This is a genomic window from Rhodococcus sp. ENV425 (genome assembly GCF_002887785.1).
Lineage (GTDB): Bacteria > Actinomycetota > Actinomycetes > Mycobacteriales > Mycobacteriaceae > Rhodococcus > Rhodococcus aetherivorans.
On sequence record NZ_PCZU01000190.1, the window covers coordinates 1 to 20,293 of the forward strand.

Annotated in this window: 23 protein-coding genes; 7 read left to right on the forward strand and 16 right to left on the reverse strand. The window is 70.3% G+C overall.

Annotated features, from left to right (window positions below; all coding sequences use genetic code 11):
• The 8 genes from CQZ88_RS15930 to CQZ88_RS15965 all read right to left on the reverse strand — a co-directional run.
• A partial coding sequence (locus tag CQZ88_RS15930) for an alpha/beta hydrolase (protein ID WP_258008623.1) occupies positions 1 to 293 on the reverse strand: 293 nt, incomplete at its 3' end.
• Complete coding sequence (locus CQZ88_RS15935) at positions 290 to 1,291, reverse strand: VOC family protein (RefSeq protein WP_072636482.1); 1,002 nt, start codon at positions 1,289 to 1,291, stop codon at positions 290 to 292. The genes CQZ88_RS15935 and CQZ88_RS15930, both read right to left, overlap by 4 nt.
• Positions 1,292 to 1,308: 17 nt before the next feature.
• Positions 1,309 to 2,196 carry a PDR/VanB family oxidoreductase gene (locus tag CQZ88_RS15940; RefSeq protein WP_102800030.1) on the reverse strand — a complete coding sequence of 296 codons (888 nt, stop codon included), beginning with the start codon at positions 2,194 to 2,196 and terminating at the stop codon, positions 1,309 to 1,311.
• 108 nt (positions 2,197 to 2,304) lie between these two features.
• Positions 2,305 to 2,823, reverse strand: coding sequence for a cupin domain-containing protein (locus CQZ88_RS15945; protein WP_006938328.1), 519 nt, complete (start codon positions 2,821 to 2,823; stop codon positions 2,305 to 2,307).
• A 29-nt stretch (positions 2,824 to 2,852) separates the two neighbouring features.
• Positions 2,853 to 3,224 carry a RidA family protein gene (locus CQZ88_RS15950; RefSeq protein ID WP_102800015.1) on the reverse strand — a complete coding sequence of 124 codons (372 nt, stop codon included), beginning with the start codon at positions 3,222 to 3,224 and terminating at the stop codon, positions 2,853 to 2,855.
• Positions 3,221 to 4,783: an aldehyde dehydrogenase gene (locus tag CQZ88_RS15955; RefSeq protein ID WP_102800016.1), complete on the reverse strand. Its 1,563-nt coding sequence runs from the start codon at positions 4,781 to 4,783 to the stop codon at positions 3,221 to 3,223. Before CQZ88_RS15955 ends, CQZ88_RS15950 begins: the two co-directional genes overlap by 4 nt.
• A gap of 257 nt (positions 4,784 to 5,040) precedes the next feature.
• The gene (locus tag CQZ88_RS15960; RefSeq protein WP_006938322.1) at positions 5,041 to 5,577 is read right to left on the reverse strand and encodes a MarR family winged helix-turn-helix transcriptional regulator; all 537 of its coding nucleotides are present in this window, start codon (positions 5,575 to 5,577) and stop codon (positions 5,041 to 5,043) included.
• A 264-nt stretch (positions 5,578 to 5,841) separates the two neighbouring features.
• Positions 5,842 to 6,825: a YafY family protein gene (locus tag CQZ88_RS15965; RefSeq protein WP_102800017.1), complete on the reverse strand. Its 984-nt coding sequence runs from the start codon at positions 6,823 to 6,825 to the stop codon at positions 5,842 to 5,844.
• 89 nt (positions 6,826 to 6,914) lie between these two features.
• On the opposite strand from CQZ88_RS15965, the gene CQZ88_RS15970 reads away from it, so the two are divergent.
• Positions 6,915 to 7,331 carry a VOC family protein gene (locus CQZ88_RS15970; RefSeq protein ID WP_006938318.1) on the forward strand — a complete coding sequence of 139 codons (417 nt, stop codon included), beginning with the start codon at positions 6,915 to 6,917 and terminating at the stop codon, positions 7,329 to 7,331.
• Between the two features lie 85 nt (positions 7,332 to 7,416).
• Here CQZ88_RS15970 and CQZ88_RS15975 read toward each other — a convergent pair whose 3' ends face one another.
• Together CQZ88_RS15975 and CQZ88_RS15980 are read right to left on the reverse strand one after the other, a co-directional pair.
• Positions 7,417 to 8,169: an isocitrate lyase/phosphoenolpyruvate mutase family protein gene (locus CQZ88_RS15975; RefSeq protein ID WP_102800018.1), complete on the reverse strand. Its 753-nt coding sequence runs from the start codon at positions 8,167 to 8,169 to the stop codon at positions 7,417 to 7,419.
• A gap of 175 nt (positions 8,170 to 8,344) precedes the next feature.
• Positions 8,345 to 9,712 carry an NAD(P)/FAD-dependent oxidoreductase gene (locus CQZ88_RS15980; protein ID WP_029546503.1) on the reverse strand — a complete coding sequence of 456 codons (1,368 nt, stop codon included), beginning with the start codon at positions 9,710 to 9,712 and terminating at the stop codon, positions 8,345 to 8,347.
• Between the two features lie 143 nt (positions 9,713 to 9,855).
• Between CQZ88_RS15980 and CQZ88_RS15985 the strand changes: the two genes are divergently transcribed.
• The 3 genes from CQZ88_RS15985 to ygiD all read left to right on the forward strand — a co-directional run bounded on the left by CQZ88_RS15985 (position 9,856) and on the right by ygiD (position 12,571).
• Positions 9,856 to 10,758 (forward strand): LysR family transcriptional regulator, encoded by a 903-nt coding sequence (locus CQZ88_RS15985; protein WP_029546504.1) that lies wholly within the window; start codon positions 9,856 to 9,858, stop codon positions 10,756 to 10,758.
• A 108-nt stretch (positions 10,759 to 10,866) separates the two neighbouring features.
• Positions 10,867 to 11,703 (forward strand): alpha/beta hydrolase, encoded by an 837-nt coding sequence (locus CQZ88_RS15990; protein WP_043802475.1) that lies wholly within the window; start codon positions 10,867 to 10,869, stop codon positions 11,701 to 11,703.
• 25 nt (positions 11,704 to 11,728) lie between these two features.
• Entirely contained in the window at positions 11,729 to 12,571 is an 843-nt protein-coding gene (gene ygiD / locus CQZ88_RS15995; RefSeq protein WP_029546506.1) for a 4,5-DOPA dioxygenase extradiol, read from the forward strand.
• 77 nt (positions 12,572 to 12,648) lie between these two features.
• Here ygiD and CQZ88_RS16000 read toward each other — a convergent pair whose 3' ends face one another.
• The 5 genes from CQZ88_RS16000 to catA all read right to left on the reverse strand — a co-directional run bounded on the left by CQZ88_RS16000 (position 12,649) and on the right by catA (position 17,325).
• A complete protein-coding gene (locus CQZ88_RS16000) occupies positions 12,649 to 13,626 on the reverse strand; it encodes an alpha/beta hydrolase (RefSeq protein ID WP_029546507.1) in 978 nt (325 codons plus the stop codon).
• 75 nt (positions 13,627 to 13,701) lie between these two features.
• Positions 13,702 to 14,835 (reverse strand): alkaline phosphatase family protein, encoded by a 1,134-nt coding sequence (locus CQZ88_RS16005; RefSeq protein ID WP_029546508.1) that lies wholly within the window; start codon positions 14,833 to 14,835, stop codon positions 13,702 to 13,704.
• 27 nt (positions 14,836 to 14,862) lie between these two features.
• The gene (gene catC / locus CQZ88_RS16010) at positions 14,863 to 15,147 is read right to left on the reverse strand and encodes a muconolactone Delta-isomerase (RefSeq protein WP_029546509.1); all 285 of its coding nucleotides are present in this window, start codon (positions 15,145 to 15,147) and stop codon (positions 14,863 to 14,865) included.
• A 69-nt stretch (positions 15,148 to 15,216) separates the two neighbouring features.
• The gene (locus CQZ88_RS16015; RefSeq protein ID WP_029546510.1) at positions 15,217 to 16,344 is read right to left on the reverse strand and encodes a muconate/chloromuconate family cycloisomerase; all 1,128 of its coding nucleotides are present in this window, start codon (positions 16,342 to 16,344) and stop codon (positions 15,217 to 15,219) included.
• A 129-nt stretch (positions 16,345 to 16,473) separates the two neighbouring features.
• Entirely contained in the window at positions 16,474 to 17,325 is an 852-nt protein-coding gene (gene catA, locus CQZ88_RS16020) for a catechol 1,2-dioxygenase (protein WP_029546511.1), read from the reverse strand.
• A 196-nt stretch (positions 17,326 to 17,521) separates the two neighbouring features.
• Here catA and CQZ88_RS16025 point away from each other — a divergent pair, with 196 nt between their 5' ends.
• The gene (locus CQZ88_RS16025; RefSeq protein ID WP_043802481.1) at positions 17,522 to 18,292 is read left to right on the forward strand and encodes an IclR family transcriptional regulator C-terminal domain-containing protein; all 771 of its coding nucleotides are present in this window, start codon (positions 17,522 to 17,524) and stop codon (positions 18,290 to 18,292) included.
• Positions 18,293 to 18,298: 6 nt separating this feature from the next.
• Here CQZ88_RS16025 and CQZ88_RS16030 read toward each other — a convergent pair whose 3' ends face one another.
• Positions 18,299 to 19,228, reverse strand: a complete 930-nt coding sequence (locus CQZ88_RS16030) for an AraC family transcriptional regulator (RefSeq protein WP_043802485.1) — start codon at positions 19,226 to 19,228, stop codon at positions 18,299 to 18,301.
• A 243-nt stretch (positions 19,229 to 19,471) separates the two neighbouring features.
• On the opposite strand from CQZ88_RS16030, the gene CQZ88_RS16035 reads away from it, so the two are divergent.
• Both CQZ88_RS16035 and CQZ88_RS16040 read left to right on the forward strand, forming a co-directional pair.
• On the forward strand, positions 19,472 to 20,035 hold the full coding sequence (locus tag CQZ88_RS16035) for a flavin reductase family protein (RefSeq protein WP_102800019.1): 564 nt from the start codon (positions 19,472 to 19,474) through the stop codon (positions 20,033 to 20,035).
• A gap of 50 nt (positions 20,036 to 20,085) precedes the next feature.
• A partial coding sequence (locus CQZ88_RS16040) for a 4-hydroxyphenylacetate 3-hydroxylase N-terminal domain-containing protein (RefSeq protein WP_308410809.1) occupies positions 20,086 to 20,293 on the forward strand: 208 nt, incomplete at its 3' end.

The window sequence follows — 20,293 nt, forward strand, 5'->3', positions numbered from 1 at the left end:
ACGACTCCGCCCCACGACGTGCCCACCAGGTGCACGGGCCGGACCGGGTCGATGTCGTCGAGGACGTCCAGGACGTCCGTCGCGTGGTCGTGCCGGACCTCGACCGGGTCGGCGGAGCGGCCGTACCCCGCGGCGTCGAGCCGGTACGTCGCGTGTCCGCGGGCGGCGAGTTCCGCCGCGAGCGGTGCACACGAGTTCGCGTTGCCGCCGATGCCGTGCAGCAGGAGCACCGGCTCCCCCGTCCCGAGCCGCGCGACGTGCAGGTGCCCGGTCACCGCGGCGTCCGCGGTCACGACGGCGCTCCGGCCGCGAGGCCGGCCCCGTAGAAGTAGTCGGCGTCGCGGGCCTCGACGCGGTCGCGGTGACCCGGGTCGGGGCTGCCGGCCATGGCGGCGCGCACGGTCGTGGTGGGTGGCCCGGCCGTCCCCCACTGGTCGGACAGTTCCGGTGTGCGCTTCCACGTGCGGCACAGCCAGGCGTCCTCGTCGATCTGGGCGACCTCGGAGGTGTACTCGCACACCAGGCCCGCGGGGTCGGTGAAGTAGGAGAAGGTGTTGTCGCCGGGGCCGTGCCGGCCCGGGCCCCACTGCGGCGCGATGCCGTGCGCCCGGAGCCCGCCGATGCCGCGCATGAAGTGATCGAGGCTCTGCATCTCGTACGCCACATGGTTGAGCGAGGGCCACGACGCCCGGTTGAGCGCAATGACGTGGTGGTCGGAGTTGCAGCGGAGGAAGGACATCTGCCGTTCCGACCAGTCGGAGACCCGCATGCCGAGCACCTGCGTGTAGAAGGCGGTGGTGCGTTCGATGTCGGTCGTGTTGAGCACGACGTGGGCGATCTTGCGGGGGATGGCCCGGCGGCCGGCCGGTTCCTGCTCGGTCACCGCGTGGGTGTCGGCCGACAACTCGAGGCACCGCCCCTCCGGATCGACCAGTTGCAGGCCGTAGCCGCCCCCGGCGTCGTCGAGCGGGCCCGGCGTGCGCAGCAGCGGGATGCCGAGCCGGTCGAGGGCCAGTGCGGCGTCGTCGACCTCGCGCGGGGTGGCGAGGGCGAAGCTGATCCGTCCCAGCGCGTTGACGTCGGCCCGTTCGACCGCGAGCACGTGATGCTCGGGTCCGGTGGCGCGCAGCCAGAATCGGTCGCCGTCGGCATCGACGGTCGTCAGTCCCCAGGCCTCGTGGTAGAAGTCCCGCGACGCGGCGGGGTCCGGCACCGAGAGGGTCACCGAGCGCAGGGCGCGCAGCCGGCAGACGGGCGAGTCGCTGTAGCGCGGAAGTTGGTGGTGGTACATGCGTTCCGGTTCCCTTCTCACAGATCCAGTACGAGTTCGGCGGAGCGGCAACGGGACACGCACGGGAACATCGTCGATCCGGCGGCGTGTTCGGACTCGGTGAGCAGGAAGTCGCGGTGGTCCACGTCGCCCTTGATCACCCCGACCTCGCACGTCCCGCAGATGCCTTCGGTGCACGAGCTGGGTACGGGCACACCGGCGGCGGCGAGGGCGTCGAGCACCGACACGGTCGGCGGCACCGGGATGCGGCGGCCGGTGCTCTCGACGATCACGTCGAAGGCGGTGTCCTCCCCCTGGCGCGGCGCCGGTTCCGGGGCCGCGAACCGTTCGGTGCGCACCTGACCGGGGTCCGGGACGGTCGCGGCTACCGCGTCCATGAGGGGGGCGGGACCACAGCAGTAGACGACGGCGGTCGGCGGCAGGCCGGACAGCAGCCCGGCGAGGTCCGGCAGGCCCCCGGCCTCGTCGTCGGCGTGGACGGTCACCTGCTCGGCGGGATGGGCGGCGATCTCGTCGACGAACGCCATGGCCTGCCGGGAGCGTCCGGCGTAGAGCAGGCGCCACGGCCGTCCCGTCGCCCGCAGCTCCCGCATCATCGCGACGATCGGGGTGATGCCGATGCCGCCGGCCACGAGGACGTGGTCGGTCGCGGCGGCGTCGAGGGCGAAGGCGCTGCGCGGTCCGTCGACGTCGATCTCCGCGCCGATCTGCAGCGACTCGTGCACGTAGGCGCTGCCCCCGCGGGAGCGCTCGGCGCGCAGCACGGCGACCGTCCAGCGCGTGGTGTCCCGCGGATCCGAGCACAGCGAGTACTCGCGCACCACACCGTTCGGCAGGTGCAGGGCGAGATGCGCGCCCGGCTGCCACTGCGGCAACGGCGCACCGGTCGGATCGACGAACGTCACGCTGGTGACTCCGTCTGCCTCCCAGGTCTTCTGGTGGACGCGGAGGCGACGTCGGACGGACTGCTCCATCGGTGATCTCCCTGTCGGTGGAGGGTCTTCTCGGCGGCGTCAGCGGGTGACGCCGTACATCTCCGAGCTCGGCGGGTAGGTGGGCAGCTGCGGCTTCGCGGCGCCGATGATCACGCAGAACAGGGCGTCGGTGTCGCCCACGTTCGCGAGGCTGCGCGGCACGCCGGCGGGAACGCGGATCATGTCGCGGTAGCCGAGCCGGCGGACGGCCTTCCGGGTGCCGTCCTCGACGTCGTGGACCGCGACCTCGAGCTCACCCTCGAGCACGAAGAACACCTCTTCGACGTCGTGGTGGGTGTGCTCGGGGCCGACCGCACCGGCGGGCAGCCGCATGTTGGACAGGGTGAAGTGCTCGGCGGGCAGCGTGCGGGCGTCGCCCTCGTGGTTGCCGGTGGCACCGGAGCCGATGTAGCGGATCTGGGCACGCTTGAAGCGATCTCCGCCCTTGGCGGCCTGGAAGCCGAGGGTGTCCCAGTCCTCGTAGCGGCTGTCGCGGCTGGCGATGCAGGAGTCGATGAGGGCTTCGAGGTCGACGGTGGTCTTCTCGGGTGCGGCCATGACGGTGGGTCCTTTCGTGCGGTGGGGGTTCAGGCGCGATGCGCGACGGCTTCGATCTCGACGGTGGCGCCGTAGGGCAGGGCGGCGACCTCGACGAACGAGCGGGCGGGCCGGGGCTCGGCGAAGACCTTCTCGTAGTGGCGGTTCGCCTCGTCGCGGAGCGTCACGTCGGTCACGAAGTACGTGGTCTTGACGACGTCGGCCAGGGTCATGCCGATGGTCGCGAGGCGCTCGCCGAGGCGGGCGATCGCGGCGTCGAGGGCGGGGGTCGTACCGTCGACGGCGATTCCGCGCTCGTCGACCGACAGGGCGCCGGAGACGAACCCGAAGCCGGCGACGGCGTAGGCGGGGCTGTACGGGTGGGCGGTGCGGTCGTGGGTCGCGGTAATCGAATCGGTCACCGGGAAAAGTCCTTTCGGGTTTCTGTCGGGTCGGGGGTGGCCCAGGCGATCGGTTCGCCGGACAGGTCGAGGTAGATGCTCTTCTGATCGCAGTACTGGCGGATGCCCTCGCGTCCCTTCTCGGTGCCGAGACCGCTGTCGCCGAGACCGGTGAAGGGCGTCGAGATGCTGAACTGCTTGTAGGTGTTGATCCAGACGGTGCCCGCCTTCACCGCGCCGGCCACGCGCCACGCCCGCCGGTAGTCGGAGGTCCAGATGCCGCAGGCCAACCCGTATACCGAGTCGTTCGCCTGCGCGATCAGGTCCTCCTCGTCGTCGAAGGGCAGCACGACGGCCACCGGACCGAAGACCTCCTCGCGGCAGATCGTCGCGGCGTTGTCGGCTCCGGTGAGCACCGTGGGCGGGTAGTACGCGCCGGACGAGAGCCGTTCGTCGGCCGGGATCGCGCCCCCGCACAACGCCCGGGCCCCGGCGGCGACGGCGTCGTCGACCATCGCGGCCACCCGGTCCCGGTGCGCGAAGGTGACCATCGGAGCCACCCGGGTGCGCGGGTCCGCGCCGGGGCCGAGACGCAGGGCCGCTGCGCGCCGGACGAGTTCGCCGGTGAAGGTCTCGGCGATGCTGCGGTGGACGAAGATCCGGGATCCGGCGATGCAGCTCTGCCCGGACGAGGAGAAGACGCCGTAGAGGACGCCGGCGAGGGCCTGTTCGAGATCGGCGTCCTCGAACACGATCGTCGGGGACTTACCGCCGAGTTCGAGCGTGATCGGCATGAGCTTGTCGGCGGCGAGATGCGCGAGGTGACGGCCGGTTTCGGTGCCGCCGGTGAAGGTGACCTTGGCGACGTCCAGGTGCCGGACCAGCGCCTCGCCGACGGTGCGCCCGGATCCCGGCAGGACCGAGAGCACCCCCGCGGGCAGCCCGGCCGCCTCGCAGATGCGGGCGAGACGCAGCGTCACCCACGGCGCCCACACCGGCGGCTTGCTCACGACGGCGTTGCCGGCGGCGAGGGCCGGGGCGATCTTCTGGGCGTCGGACGCGATCGGTGAGTTCCACGGCGTGATCGCGGCGACGACGCCCATCGGCTGGTACGTCGACATGGTCAACCACGGCCCCCGCGGCGTGGTCAGTGCGGAGTCCATCGTCTCGAGTGCGGCCGCGGTGTAGCGAAACGTGTTGGCGGCGCTGGCAACCAGGGCCCGGGTCTCGGTCAGTGTCTTGCCGGTGTCGAGGGTCTGGAGCCGTGCCACCCGTTCGGCCTCGTCGTCGAGGGCGTTGCCGACGCGGTGCAGGACCCGTGCACGCTCGTGCGGGAGCAGTGCCGACCACCCGCCGCGGGCGGCGCGCAGACCTTCGGTGACGGCCCGGTCGACGTCGTCGACGGTCGCGGTGTGCAGGCTCGCGAAGACCCGGCCGGGGGCGGGGTCGACGGACTCGATGCACTCACCGAGTCCACGCTGCCATCGGCCGGCGACGAGGATCTCGTCGACCGTGTCGACGGACTCGGGCTCGTGCTCGGCGGGTCCCACCTGGAGAGGGGACGCGTACGCAATGGGCATGAGGGAGGTCCGTTCGGTCGGGACGGACGCGGACCACGCTGCTCGCGGAGCCGGAGGGTGGTGCGCGCCGAGTCGATATCTTTGCACTAAGAGATTTGTATCGTCTTAGCGCAAAGAGGTCAATAGCCGAATGCCCAGATCAGCCGGTCGTTACGCCGGATTTACGGGGCCGAAACGGAGGAGACGCAGGTCACAGCGGTGTGGCGGGGGCCATAGAGGTCCCCGAAATTTTTCTCGGCGGACGCCCGACTGCGGCGTCAGACCGGCCGATCGGCGTCCGAGTCCACGCCCACACCGGTGCCCGAGTCCTCGAACTCGGCCGCTCGGGCGGAGTGCTCCAGACGGGCGAGCAGGCGCGCCAGCGTCTCGCGCTCGCCGGCGTCGAGGTCGCCGAGCATCGCGCGCAACTTGGCGAAGTGCGCGTCGGCGACCGAGTCGACGAGCGCGGCACCGGCGGGTGTGAGCTCGACATACACCACCCGGGCGTCCTGGCTGTCCTTCGATCGGGTCACCAGGCCCGCCTGCTCGAGCCGATTGACGCGCAGCGACAGCCCGCCGGTGGTGACCAGCGTCTGGTCGGCCAGCTCCCCCGCGGTGAGCCGATGATGCGGCACGGCGCGGCGCAGGCAGGCGAGAACGTCGAACCCCGAATCGTTGATCCCGTGCTCCTCGAACGTGGGCGCGATGCGGGACTTGTAGACGAGGAAGCTCCGGTGGAGGCGACCGAACACCTTCAGCCCCGACACGTCGAGTTCGGGACGGGCCACGGCCCAATGCGCGACGATGGCGTCCACGGCGTCGCGATCCCCAGGCTCTCCCACAATGCCGGGAGTCTACCCCCGGCACGACCGGGATCCCGTCCGGCCACGCACGGCGGGCCGCGCCGTGCGGGCGCGACGGAGGGGACGCCGAACGAATCGCCGCCGTTCGCCGGCGACGTCACTTCCTCTCGCACAAGCCGATTCGACCCGCCGATCGTCCACGTCACCGAATACCCGCACGGCACGCCGGATCGTCGCCACCACGGGAGACCTGCACACGTCTTCCGCGAGCCGGATCTACCGGCAATCCCGTTCCGGTGCCGCACCGGTGCTTTCCGGATCGCGGTAGCGGCCGGTGAGCTCCGCGCCGATCCGCGCGAGTTCCGCCCGGACGGAAGGCGGTTCGGTCACCTCGATCATCGCGCCCCAGCCGGCGAGAGTGCGAGCGATGTCCAGCGGCGTCGGTGCGGCGACGCGGACCCGGACGCGCCCGTCGCCGAGTTCGCCGGCGGCGTGGCAGTGCCGGCCGAAGTGGTCGCGCAGGATCGGCACGAACCGGGCCGCGAGCAGGACGGTCGCCCAGGTACGTGACCGCCGCTGCTCGACCTCGCCGACGACGTGCCGCCACGCGGCGTCGAGCGCGAAGCCGTCCGGGCGCGCGGCCGGTTCGTCGGTCGGTTCGGCCCGGACGATCCGATCGACGCGAAAGGTGCGCTGGCCGCGATCGGTCCCCGCGATCAGGTACCAGATGTCGTCCTTGTCGACGAGACCCCACGGGTCCACCAGCCGCTCACTACGCTCGCGCGCGCTGTCGGTGTAGACGAGGCGCACTCTCCGTCGCCGCACGACGGCGGCCTGCAGAACATCGACCGTCTCGGGCCGGTGCCGGTCTCGCGCGCCCCACCGGGTGGGATCGATCATCGTGGCGTCCGCAGCGGCCTCGGCGTCGGCCCGGAACGTCGTCGGCAGCGCCCGCACCAGCTTGCGCAGGGCGGTCTTGACCTCACCGGAGACGGCCGCCGCGGGGCCGACGAGCAGGAACAGTGCCTGCGCCTCGGCGGCCGAGAGCCCGCTGAGGTCGGTGCGGGCGCCGCCGACGAGCGACCACCCACCGCCGCGTCCGGGCTGCGGATACACCGGGATCCCCGCCGCGGACAGCGCCTCGAGGTCGCGGCGAGCAGTGGCCACGGACACCTCGAGTTCGGCGGCGAGCTCGGCGGCGGTCACCCGCCCACGGCTCTGCAGGAGCAGCAGGACGGCGACGAGACGGTCGGCGCGCATCCCCGAAATGTCTCACGAAAAGTGCTCGGAAGGTGAGCGCTTTCGCCCGCAGGATGGATGTCGACACCCCCCGAGGAAAGGAACGAGCCATGTTGCGAGGACTCTCCACCGTCAGCTTCTTCGCCGACGACCTGACGGCCGCCGGTGCCTGGTACACCGAACTGCTCGGCGTCGAGCCGTACTTCCGACGCTCCGTCGAGGGCAGGCTTGCATACCTCGAGTTCCGCACCGGCGACTACGGGCACGAACTCGGGATCGTCGACGGCCGGTTCGTCGCCCACGAGCGCCCCGGGCAGCCCGGCCCCGCGACGACCTACTGGCACGTCGACGATCCCGCGGCCGCCCTCGAGCGGCTCGAATCGATGGGTGCGACGGTGCACGACAAGCCGGTCGAGCACGGCCCCGGATTCGTCACCGCCTCGGTGGTCGACCCGTTCGGCAACGTGCTCGGCGTGATGTACAACCAGCACTACCTGGACGTGCTGGCGGCGCGGACGGAGCCGTGACGGACGACCGTCGGCGGTCGCCGAGCGGTGCGGAGTGGGACGTCGGCGGAGTCACCCGGCCGGCGAACGCGCGCTGCGCGATCGTTCAGCGCCACCGCCCCAGCAGCTCACCCGCCCGCTCGGCCAGGGTGGCCTGCAGCAACGGCCCGAAGCTGATCCGGGCGACGCCGAGAGCAGCGAGCGACGCGAGATCGTTCTTCGCCGGGTGGGCGATCGCATTGACCGGCAACGGCAGCTCCGACGTCAGTCGCCGCTGGACCTCGTCGCTGTGGAAGCCCACCGGATAGAGCACATCGGCGCCGGCATCTGCGGCCAGCTTCAGGCGGTCGATCGCCCGGTCCACCCGGTCGGACTCGTCACCGATCTTCTTGACGAACAGGTCGGTGCGGGCGTTGACCACCAGGTGCACGCCGGCGGCGTCGGCGGCGGCACGCAACCCGGCCACGTACTCGGCGTGCTCGGCCGGCTCGCGCAGCCGGCCGCCCTCACTGTGCACGGTGTCCTCGACGTTCAATCCGACAGCGCCCGCCCCGAGCAGCCCCTCGACGATCCGAGCGGGGGCCTCGCCGTAACCGGACTCCACATCCACCGAGATCGGGACGTCGACCGCTGCGGTGACCTGCCGGACCCGGGTCAGCAGCTCCTCGAACGTCATACCCTCGTTGTCCGGCTTGCCGACCGAGTCGGCCACCGGATGGCTGCCCATCGTCAACGCGGCGAAACCGGCCTGCACCGCCAGGTTCGCCGACCAGGCATCCCACACGGTCGGCAGCACCACCGGGTCACCCGGAACGTGCAGAGACTTCAGCGCTACGGCCTTCTCGGCAAGAGTCGTCATGCCGCATCCAACCACACACGTCCCCCGGCATTCCCGGCGAACACACTGCACCCGGGTGCGGATGCGCGACGGGTGCCGCGGCAGAGGCCGGGGGCAGGGGGCAGGGGCAGCGAGAAGACCGGGCCCCGTGCCGTTCGCAGTGAACGGCACGGGGCCCGGTTCTCGTCGAGTCGTCCTATCGGACGCTGACCTTCTCGGGTTCCGGCTTCTTCTCGGGAGCGCGGTCGACCCGGGCAGGTACAGCGGTGACGGTCACGTCGTCGGGGACATCGGCGTCGAGCCGGTGCTGCTCCTGCGCGTAGTGGAAGTGCGGGCGCCGGTGACCGAGGAAGGATCCGAACCACGACATCACCGCGACGTAGCGGTTGCGGAAGCCCACCATGTAGACCAGGTGCACGGCCAGCCACAGCACCCAGGCGATGAAGCCGCTCAGCTCGATCTTTCCGACGCGGGTGATCGCGCGGAAGCGGTTGATGATGGCCATGCTGCCCTTGTCCCGGTACTTGAATCGGGTGCCCACCGGCTGCTTGCCGAGGATGGTCCGCGCGACGTGGCGGCCGCCCTGCATCGCGACGGGCGACTGCCCGGGCAGGTTGTTCAGCGACGTCATGTCGCCGATGGCGTACACGTCGGCGTAGCCGCCCACGGTGAGGTCCGGGTTGACCAGCAGCCGGCCCGCACGGTCGGTGGCGCAACCGGTGCGCTCGGCGAGGACTCCGGCGAAGTCGTTGGCGCGCACGCCGGCCGACCAGATGATCGTCTCGGCGGTGATCCGGCGCTCCTCGTCGCCCGCCTTGAGCGTGGCACCGTGCTCGTCGATGTCGGTGACGAAGGTGCCGAGCACGACGTCGACACCCGACTTCTCCAGCGACTGCTTGGTGTATTCGCTGAGCTTGCCACCGAAGGCCGGGAGGGCCTCGCCCGCGCCCTCGACGAGGGTGACGGAGACGTCGTCGGCGCTGATGTCGTGGAACGACTGCTCGAAGTAGCGGCCCGCGAGTTCCTTGATCTGGCCGGCGAGCTCGACGCCCGTCGCGCCGGCACCGATGACCACGAAGCTCAGCAGGTTGCGGCGGCGCTCCGGGTCGGTGGTGGTGTGCGCCTCCTCGAAGCACCGCAGGATCTGCCGGCGCAGCCGCTCGGCGTCCTCGACGGTCTTGAGGGCGTAGGTGACCTTCTCGAACTCGTCGCGGCCGAAGTAGGCCTGGCGCGCACCCGTCGCCGCGACGAGCGAGCGGTACCCGACGGTGTGGACGACGCCGCCGGCAACGTAGTCGACCTCGTGCACGTCCGGCCGCACGTCCACGACCCGGCCGAGGCGGACGTCCGCGCTGGGGTACTTGGCGAGGATGGAGCGGATCGACGGGGCGATCTCGCCGGCCGAGAGCACGCCGGTGGCGACCTGGTACAGCAGGGGCTGGAAGAGATGTTCGGTGGTCTCCGAAATCAGGACGAACGGCGTCCCGGCCTTGGCGAGCTTCTTCGCCGTTGCCAGCGCGCCGAAGCCCGAACCGACGACGACGACCTCGGTCCGATCGGTCACTGCTGTGCTGCCCACGATTACCTCTACCTCCACCTTGAAGTCGATGTATGACAACCACCGTATGGAGACGGCAGACCGATGGCCACCAACCTGCCGTATTCGCGGAAGTCTTATCTCGATCGCTCATAAGTAGGATTGGGGGCATGGACTTCCGGCAGCTGCGTTACTTCCTCGCCGTGAGCGAGGAGCTGAGCTTCAGCAAGGCCGCGCAGAAGTGCTTCATCTCCCAGTCCGCCATCAGTCACCAGATCACCCGGCTCGAGAAGGAACTCGATACGTCGCTGTTCGAGCGGTCCACCCGGGTGGTGCGGCTGACCCCCGCCGGTTCGCGGCTGGTCCCCATCGCGCAGCAGGTGCTCAGCCTCGAGGCGCAGGCGTATGCGGTGGCGCGCGAACCGCGCAACCGCATCCGCATCGCCGCGAACATGACCTTCGCGTCCCAGAGCCTCGATGCCATCGCCCACGTCCGCGAGCAGTACCCGGCGATCGACATCGAGTTCGTCATCAAGAGCTTCGCCGACCGGATCGACGCCGTCGCCGGCGGCGACGCCGACGTCGCCCTGATCCGCGGCGGCGTCGACCGCCCGGGTCTCGAGACCGTGGAACTGGGGATCGAGGACCTGGTCATCGTCACGTCGAGCCGGCACCCGCTTTCCGCGTTCTCCACCGTTGACCTCGGCGACCTGGCGCCCTACCCGCTGCTGCTGCCGCCCCGGCCCAGCCAGGTGCTCATCCACACGGTGATCGAGGACGCCTTCCGCGCGGTGGGACGCCGGGTGCAGCTCGGGCCGTCGATCGCGAGCGACCACACCGCCACCCTCGACGTCATCACCAATCCGCGGGCGTGGACGGTCCTGTACCCGAGCACCGCCGCGGAGACCCCACGGACGGGTCTGGCCTACATGCGCGAGGCGCGCAATCGCCTCAGCGTCCCGGTGTGCGGCGTGGTCCGCAGCGACGCGCCCCGCTCGTCGGCGATGTCGAGCCTGATCCTCGCGCTGCGACGGTCGATGACCAGCGAGGCACCGCCGGGACCCGAGGACTGAACACACAGCACACACAGCCGCGCGGTCGCCGCAATGCGCACCGATCCGGCGGCGTTTCGTGGAAGGATGACCCGATCCGGCGGCGGATCCACGCGGTGAGGAGCGATCATGCAGCGAACCGAGACTTCGTTCACCAGTGCCGACGGCACCCGCATCGTCTACGACGTGTGGTCGCCCGGCGGGGACCCGACCGGCGTGCTCGTGCTGTGCCACGGGTTCGGCGAACACGCACGTAGATACGACCACGTGATCGAGCGCCTCGGGGATCTCGGCCTCACGGTGTACGCGCTCGACCACCGCGGGCACGGCCGCTCCGGCGGCAGGCGCGTATATCTGCGGGAGATGGCCGAGTACACCGGCGACGTGAACCGGCTGTTCGGCATCGCCTCCTTCGACAATCCCGGCCTGCCGCGGTTCCTGCTCGGCCACTCCATGGGCGGGGCCGTCGCCCTGGCCTACGCGCTCGAACACCCCGACGAGCTCACCGCCCTCGTCCTCTCCGGCCCCGCGGTCGACGTCACCTCCGGCACGCCGCGCGTCGTCGTCGAACTCGGCAAGCTCATCGGGCGCGTGCTGCCGCAGCTACCGGTGCAAAAGCTCGACTCCGCGGGCGTCTCCCGCGACCCCGACGTCGTCGCCGCGTACGAAGCCGATCCGCTGGTGCACCACGGGCTCGTGCCCGCCGGCATCGCGCGGGCCCTCGTCGTCACCGGGGAGAGCCTCCCCGACCGGCTGCCTGCGCTGAACCTGCCGATCCTGCTGCAGCACGGCGCCGAGGACCGGTTGACCGCCCCGGCCGGCAGCCGGCTCGTCGCCGAGCGGGTCGGGTCGCCGGACGTGACCCTGAAGTTGTACGACGGCCTCTACCACGAGGTGTTCAACGAACCGGAGAAGAAGCAGGTCCTCGACGACCTCGTGGAATGGCTCCGGCCGAGGCTCGTCTGACGTGGCCGCCGAACCGTCCGCGCGCATGCCGGCCGCGTTCCTCGGGCACGGCAGCCCCCGCAACGCGCTCGACGCGAACCGCTACACCCGGGCGTGGCGGGAGTTCGGGCGCGCGGTCCCCACGCCGCGTGCGATCCTCGCGATCTCAGCGCACTGGTTCATCAACGCCACCGCCGTCACCGCCATGCCCAGCCCGCGCACGATCCACGACTTCTTCGGCTTCGAGCAGCAACTGTTCGACGTGCAGTACCCGGCGCCGGGGCTGCCCGAACTGGCCGAGGAGATCGCCGACGTCGTGCATCCGACCTGGGTCGGCGCGGACGTCGACTCGTGGGGCATCGACCACGGCACCTGGTCGGTGCTCACCCACGCCTTCCCGGCCGCGGACGTGCCGGTCGTGCAGCTGAGCCTGAACGCCTACCAGGATTTCGACTACCACCTCGAACTCGGCGCGAAGCTCGCGCCGCTACGCGAACGGGGCGTTCTCGTCGTGGCCAGCGGCAACATCGTGCACAACCTCGCCGGCATGGATCGGCGCCTCCCGGACGAGGGGTTCGACTGGGCGCACCGGTTCGACGCGGCGGCGCGGGTCATGATCATGGACCGCCCCGACGGTGTCGCGAGTCTCGACGGGCACGCCGACTTCGAGCACGCGGTCCCCACCACGGATCACTTCCTCCCGCTGCTGTACCTCGCGGGCCTGGCTGGTGTGGGCGACGATCTCGTCGAACCCCTGGTCGACGGCTTCGCGTACGGATCGCTGTCGATGAGCGCCTACACCCTCGGGGTCACGTGCACGGCCGGCGAGGACGGCCCCCCGTCCGCCGGGTTCCCCGACACCCCGAACCCGTCCGACACCAACACCTGACCGCTCGGGCACGCGGCCGAATGTCACACCGCGTCACTCAGATCGAATGGATGTGACATCGGGCCGCCACGACGGGGTCATGCCGTGTGGCGACGCTCCTGCGCGACGACGGTGCGCCGCACGAAGTCGATGCTGTAGTGCAGCAGCGTGCGGGCCTCGGGCAGCACCTGCCCTATCACCGGGAAGGCGTGTACCTGACCGGCCCACAGGTGGGTCTCGACCGTCGCGCCCACCTCGTCGAAGGCGCCGGTCATGATCTCGACGTCGGGTCGGGTGATCTCGTACTCGGCGACGGAGAAGAACACGGGCGGGAACAGCGCCGGATCGGCACGGACGGGCGACTCCTCGCCCTCGATGTAGTCGGGACCGGCGAGCCAGCGGTCGCGTAGCTTCTCGACCTGCCGCATCGGCAGGTACGCGTCGCGCTTCATGAAGTCGGGGTCGTGCTCCTCGAGTTCAAGGTTGAGCAGCGGCGAGTAGCCGATCACCGCGGCCGGCCGGATCATGCCGCGCAGCGCGGCGATCTCGGCGACCTTCATCGCCAGGTAGCCGCCGGCCGAGTCACCGGCGACGACGATGCGGGTGGGGTCCTCGACCGTCTCGAGCAGCGCGGTGTACGCAGCCATCGCGTCGATGACGGAGGTACCGATCGAGCCCACGGGAAGCTGCCGGTAGGCGACGGAGTACACCGGAACCCCCGACTCGGCGGCGAGCAGTGAGCAGACGGTGCGGTGGGTGGCGAGGCCGCAGAACACGAAGGCGCCGCCGTGGAAGTACAGGATGGTGACCCCGGCGAGCGAGTCCCGGGCGGGTCGCGGCGGTTCGATGCGCTCGCTGGGCACCCCGCCGAGGGTCAGGGGGTCGATGTCGACGCCACGCGGTCGGGGCAGCAGCTTGTCGACGCGACGGTCGAGCCGGCTGAGGGTCTCGATGCCCCGGTCGGTGGCAGGCCACCAGGTGAAGAGCGGCTTCACGAAGATCCGCACGAACCAGAAGACGAGGATCGCCCGCAGGCTCACCGTCCAGTGCCAGATCGTCGATCCGTGGGTGCGCATGTACGCCACGATAGGACGAGGCCGGTACGCGGTCGAGGTACTCTCCGTCACACGTATCTTCCGGACCCTCAGCCCTCAGACCTGCAGCAACGGCACCAGCAGCTCCTCCTCGGTCAGCGCACCGTGCTGGCCGGGCAGCTGCGACATGACCAATTCGCCGTCGGAGCGGATCACCGTGGACTCGCCGAGGCCGATCGCGACGACGTCACCGATGCGTCGGCACGCGGCGGGCGACGGGTCCGGGCCGAACAGGCCGCCGGCGATCACGTCGTCGCGGGTGCCGATCCACATGTCGTCGCCGAGTTCGTTGCGCCACCGCTCCAGCACTGCGTCGGGCCGCCGGGTGTGCACGTGCCGGCAACGGGGTTCGCCCGCGATCGCGTCGACGTCCTCCGAGAGGCCGGAGATGTGGTCGAAGTCGGCGCGACGGCCCCGGGAGGCGTCGACCATGCCGTGGTCGGCGGTGATCAGCAGCCGCGCCCCGGCGGGCAGGGCCGCGACGAGTTGCTCGACGAACCGGTCGACGACGGTGAGCTGCGCGGTCCAGGACGGGGACTCGGGTCCGTAGAGGTGGCCGATCGTGTCGACCTCGCCGAGGTAGCAGTAGACGAGGGTGCGGTCGCCGGCGGCGACGGCAGCGACGACGTGGGCGAGCAGGTCGCCGTAGGCGGAGACACCGACGAAGTTGCCGCCGCGCAGCACGGCCCGGGTGAGCCCGCTGCCGTCGAAGCTGCGGGGCACGACGGTGGTCACGGTGAGCCCGGCGGCGTCGGCGCGTTCGAACGCCGTCGGGTGGGGCTGCACCCATTCGGGGACGAGCCGCTCACGCTGGTCGACCGCGGTCCCGGCGAGGGTCCAGCGCAGCCAGTTGAACGGGGCGTCGATCTCCTCGACGTAGGACTGGTAACCGGTGATGGCGTGGGCGCCGGAGGCCAGGCCGGTGCCCAGCGACGCGATGCTCACCGCGGTGGTGGTGGGGAATCCGGCGCGGATCGGCCGGCCGTCGAGTCCGGTGAGAAACGGGGCGGCTGCGGCATTGCGCCGCAGCAGGTTCCACCCCATGCCGTCGACGAGCAACACGACGGTGCGGGACTGCTCGTCGAGCGCGAGACGGTTGGCCTCGCCGGGCACCCCCGCGGACGCGAGCACGGACGGCATCAGGTCCGCGAGGGTCGGTTCGGCGTAGACGTCGTGCAGCGGCAGGTCCATTACCCGAGTATGGCCTGCCGGCGGCCACTAGTCCTTGATGTCGGATCCGTGCTTGGTCAGCGGCATGATCTCGATGTTCATGTACGGGAACAGCGGCAGGTTCCACAGGATCTCGTGGAGTTCGTCGGCGGAGTCGACGTCGAAGATGCTGATGTTGCTGTACTTGCCGACGATGCGCCAGATCTCCCGCCACTTGCCCTCGCGCTGCAGTTCCTGGCTGTAGGCCTTCTCCCGCGCGACGGTCTCGGCCCGCACCTCGGGATCGAGGTCGCGGGGGATGTCGACGTCCATGCGAACGTGGAACAGTGCCATGGTGCGTACTCCTTTCGGGCCGTGCGCGGTTTCGGTAGCTGTTTCTACCGAAACCGCGCACGGGTGTGGTCAGTCGCGGGCGAGGTGCTTGACGACGTCCATGTCGAGTTCGACGCCGAGGCCGGGCCCCTGCGGGAGGTGCACCTGCCCGTCGGAGTAGTCGAGCGGGGTCTGCAGCAGCTCGACGGCGAACAGCTGCGGCCCGAACAGCTCGGTGCCGTAGTTGATCCCGGGCTCGGCGCAGGCGAAGTGGATGGACGCCGCAGTGCCGATGGGCCCCTCGATCGAGGTGGCGCCGTGGCAGCGGATTCCGGCCGCCTTGGCGACGGCCACGACCTCCTTGCTGCGTTGCAACCCACCGCACTTGGTGGTCTTGAGGGCGATGACGTCGGCGGCGCCGAGCTTGGCGATCTCGAGCGCGTCGTGCGGCGTCTGCACGGACTCGTCGGCCATGACGGGGGCGGACACCAGATGGTTGATCTCGGCGAGGACCTCGCGCTGCTCGCCGGGGGTCGGCTGTTCGATGAGTTCGACGCCGCCGTCGACGAGTTGCGGGACGTACCGCAGCGCGGTGAACCGGTCCCAGCGGGCGTTGACGTCGATGCTGACGCCGGCCTTGCCCTCGAGGGCCTGCGCGATCGTGACGACACGTTCGGTGTCGACCTTCGGGTCGAGCGCGCCCATCTTGAGCTTGAACGCGAAGTTCAGGCGGGCCGCCATCTTCTCCTCGACCTCCTCGAGGATCTCCTCGACCGGCGCGGCGCCGAGCGCCCAGCGCACGTCGACCCCGGTGCGGAAGGCGCCGCCGAGCAGGGCGTGCACGCCGACGCCGAGGGCGCGGGCCCAGGCGTCGTGCAGGGCGACGTCGACGGCGGCCTTGGCGAACCGGGCGCCGGAGACGACGCGTTCGATGTCGACCATGATGCCGCTGATCTCGTCGACGCCGCGGCCGGCGATGTAGGGGGCGATGTAGCCGTCGACGATCGCCTTCATCGTCTCGACGGATTCACCACCCCACCACGGACCGCCGGGCACGACGCCCTCGCCGTAACCGGTGACGCCGCCCGCGGTGGTGATCGCCACGAGCAGGATGGGCTGCTTCTCGGCGGTGGTGGTGGCGAACTTGTGCGGACGTACCAGCGGCACGTCGATGATCGTCGTGTCGATCGAGACGATCTTCAGGTCGGGGTCGGACATCGAACAGCTCACAATCGGATATCGGCGGTGATGCGGGCAACAGTGGACCCTCGGGGACGACGAATGCCGGTGTCCTCTTGGTGGACACCGGCATTCGTCAACTCACGTGGACCCGGTCCATGGAGACGATCAGGCCTCGGGGTCGAGCACGAAGTTGTAGGTCACCTCGTCGACGCCCTCGGCGTTCGGCTGCGGGTCGAGGATGAGCTCGGGCTTGGTCGCGGTCGCGACGTCGTCCTCGACCCACTCGCCACCCTGGAAGTACAGCTGGGTGGTGATCGAGCGCTTGCCGGGGGCCTTCACCATCAGGTGCAGGTGGGCGGGGCGCCACGGGTGTCCACCGTAGGACTCGATGAACCAGCCGGTCGGGCCGTCGGCGGGGATCTTGTAGGGGGCGGGCTTGAGGGTGGTGATCTCGAAGTTGCCCTCGTCGTCGCACTCGACGGTGCCGCGCAGGTTCCACTCGGGGATGCCGGGGGCGAACTGCGAGTAGAGGCCCTCCGCGTCGGCGTGCCACAACTCGATGGTGGCGCCCTGCAGTCCGTTGCCCTCGAGGTCGGTGACCCGGCCCTTGAAGATCAGGGACTCGGCCGCCTTGTCCTGCTCACGCATCGGCATGGTGCACTTGGCCGGCAGCTTCGGGGAGTCGGCCACGTAGTACGGGCCCTCGATGCTGCCCTTGGTGCCGGTGAAGTGCTTGCGGTTGTAGTGCACCTCTTCGATCTCGTGCTCGACGAAGACGTCCAGCCACAGCGGCCACTCGCCGTACTCGCCCACGTCGATCATCCACTGCTTGAGCACGCGGTACTCGTCGTAGGTGACCTCGTGCTTGTGGATGATCTCGGCGAACGCCCCGAGCACATCCTTGTAGATGGCGGCGGCACGCTCGACCGACGTGTCCGACGAGACGCGCTCGTTCTTGAACTTGTCGGTGGCCGCATTGCCGGACGCGTGGGCGGTGGGATTCTCGGTGGTGGTCATGTGTCCTCCTCGGCGAGGCTCGAACGATGGTCACGAAAGCTGTCGTGGTGATCGCGGGGCTGGCGCTCTCGCCACTCGGGTTGTACGCTGTGCGTACTTCTGTATCGCAGTGCGTACACACACTGTGCGTCCAGTCACAGGTGATTGTCAACACCCGGGTGGCCCCGGGCGCCGAAACCGCAGGTAGGAGCCAGCAATGCCTAGCCAGGACCGGGATTTCGTCCAAAGCATCGAGCGCGGCTTTGCCGTGCTGCTCGCGTTCGACGAACAGCACCCCAACCCGTCCCTCGCCGAACTGGCAGCGAAGACCGACCTGTCCCGGCCCGCGGTCCGCCGCATCCTGCTGACCCTGCAGAAGCTCGGTTACGTGAGCAACACGGGCAGCCGATGGTCGCTGACCCCGCGCGTGCTCAGCATCGGTCAGCACTACTCCGCCTCGCACGCCCTGGTCGAGGCCGCCATGCCGCGGCTGGTCGAGATCTCCGAGTACACCGGCGAATCCGCCTCCCTCGGCGTTCTCGACGGCGCCGAGGTGGTGTACGCCGCCCGGGTCCCGGTGCGGCGCATCATGAGCATCAACGTCTCGGTGGGCACCCGGGTCCCCGCATACGCGACGTCGATGGGCCGGGCGCTGCTGGCGTGGGCCCCCACCGACACCGTCGAGCAGGTCGTCGCCGACACGAGTTTCGAGAAGCTCGCCACCGCGACCGTCGGCAACGCGGACGAACTGCGGGCCGAGCTGGCCCGGGTGCGCGCCCAGGGCTACGCGCTCACCTCCGCCGAGCTCGAGGAGGGCCTCATCTCGGCGGCGGCGCCGGTGCGCGACGCCGCCGGCACCGTGGTCGGTGTGCTCGCCTGCTCGACGTCGGCGGCCCGGCACACGCCCGAGGAATTCCGCGCGCTCGCCGTGGACTGCCTGGTGAAGTCCGCGAACGACCTCAGCGCCGACCTCGGGTACCGCGGGTAGGTCTCGTCAGCCGCGCAGGGTCGCGGACGGGGTCACGCCGTACTTGCGGCGGTAGGCGGCGGCGAAGCGGCCGGTGTGCGTCATCCCCCAGCGCATGGCCACCTCCGTGACCGACGTCGCCGCCGGGTCGCCGGCCGCGAGCTCCTCGTGGATCCGCTCGAGGCGCAGGTCGAGCAGGTAGTCGCGGGGACAGACCCCCAGGTACTCGCGGAATCCCTCCTGGAGGCGGCGCACGCTCACGCCCGCCAGCTCGGCCATGTCCGCCGACGTCCACGGCTGGGCCGGATCCTCGTGGATGCGGTCGAGGACCCGCTTGACGATCCGCGGTCGCGCCGCGGTGCCGGTTCCGCCGTCGGGCATCACCGCGAGCACGAACGCCGAGGTCAGGGCGCCGGAGAGCTGCTCGGCGACCAATGGGTTGCGCCACAGCTCCTCGTCCGCGCGCAGCTGGTCGACCACCGAACGCAGCAGGGTCATCCAGCTCTGACCGGCCTCCCCGGTCAGGTCCACCTGCTCCGGCAACTGCAGGTCGGGACGTCCCAGGATCCGCGCCAGCTCACGGTCCAGGTAGTCGCGGTCGAGCTTGACGCCGACGATCTCGCAGTCGTCGGTCCAGCGGGTGATGGTGGCGGCGGTGTCCGGCCGGAACACCGACGCCTGTCCCTGCACCGAGACCACCTCGCGGCCCGCCGTCACCGATTCGATGCGCCCGGACAGGGGGATGTTGACCGCGTAGGCACCCGGATGGTCCGACTGCACCGTGACCTCGGCGCCCCATCCGATTCGCGCCAGCCGCAGCGGACCGAGCTGCAGCGCGCGGACATCGACGTGCGGTTCCGTACCGGCGGCCAGCGGGGCCAGGGTGTGCGGGAAGTATGCGTCGGACACCACATGCTCGGCTTCGTCCCAATCGGCCGGATCAGGCGTCGACCTCACCCTGTACCTCCGTTTCCGTCCCCGGGACCTTCGGCGCCGTTCGCCATTCGGGACCTTCGTCCCGGTATACCCGGGACCCACTGCCCAGTGTGATGGGCAACACGTCTCCGGGCAAACGAGGCCATCGGTCACGCCGACCGCGCTAACCGGATAGCGACCGCGTTCAGCGGATCGCAGCCGGCACCCACCCGCTCCTATGGTCTACATCACACCAGCACGGATCGACCCGGGAGGAGCGCCGAAATGGAACAGCGTCGGCTCCGGAACATCTTCGGACAGTTCGCAAGTGGCGTCACCGTGATCACCTGCGCCAACCACGAGGGCACACCCCACGGCGCGACGGTCACCGCGTTCACCGCCGTCTCCCTCGAGCCCCGGCTGTGCCAGGTCACCCTGACCCGCACGTCGAAGGCGTGCGGCTTCCTCTCCGGCGCACCGTTCGCGGTGAACATCCTCGCCGCGGACCAGGTCGACACCGCCCTGCACTTCGCCGGCCGGCCGCAGACCCCCGGCCCGGTGTTCGAGGACGGACCCACGGCGCCGGTGCTCGCCGGGGCCGCGGCGACCCTGTCCTGCGTCCCGTGGCGCGAGTACGACGGCGGCGACCACGTGATCTACATCGGCGAGATCGTCGACGCCCAGTGCCGCGACACCGCCCCGCTGCTGTTCTACCGGAGCACCTTCCACGAACTCGGCGCACCGAGCGCCTCCGCCGCATGGAACGGCTCGATGGACGATCCGCACAGCGGCTGGTTCGACGCCCGGACCCGGGTCACCCCGCTCCACCTCGATGCCGCGGTGAACTGACCACCGCCCGGAACCACTTACCAGTTCCCTTCACCCGCAAGGAGATATCCATGACCACTCTCGAGTCCCGTCCCGGCGAGAACACGATCGACCGCTCCACGGTGAACGTCGCCGCCGATTCCCCGGCGAACCGGCAGCAGAATTTCGCCACGCGGCCGATGACCGGCGACGAGTACATCGAATCGATCAAGGACGGCCGCGAGATCTGGCTGCACGGCGAGCGGGTCCAGGACTTCACCAACCATCCGGCGTTCCGCA